General features: G+C 45.5%; 1 protein-coding gene. It reads right to left on the reverse strand.

The window, feature by feature from the left end:
* The coding region (locus D9R02_RS12495; protein ID WP_147435374.1) for a hypothetical protein at nucleotides 1–368 on the reverse strand (368 nt) is incomplete at its 3' end.
* Nucleotides 369–400: the final 32 nt, after the last annotated feature.

Raw genomic sequence — 400 nt, forward strand, 5'->3', positions numbered from 1 at the left:
GATTCGAAGTCGCTTAGTCTAGCAACTTGAATTGGTGTGGCGTTCAAGAGTTCGCGGCGCCGGGAAGTCACTATAACTCTACCGATCTTTCTAACCACCTGGTTAAAGAACTCTTCAAGTTCTTCATTATCTGAGGTTGAGGAGGTTAGTGTCTCGGTGTTGTCCAGCACGAGGAGCACATCATCTCTCTTGTACCCTTGTTCTTTCAGTTGCTGCTGAACTTTGTCGATAAGGGCTGTGCCTTCTACTTTATACCAATCTTTACCCAATACGTCTTGCAGGCAATATATTAATTCTCTAATGCCATCCCCCATCGCGCCAGAGATTCCGCGGAAATGGACGATTCCCTGATCTGTCCACTTAGTCATCTTGGCGGTATAGTAACTAATTATTTCAGGAG

This window comes from Kocuria rhizophila, assembly GCF_003667225.1.
Taxonomy (GTDB): Bacteria; Actinomycetota; Actinomycetes; order Actinomycetales; family Micrococcaceae; genus Kocuria; species Kocuria rhizophila.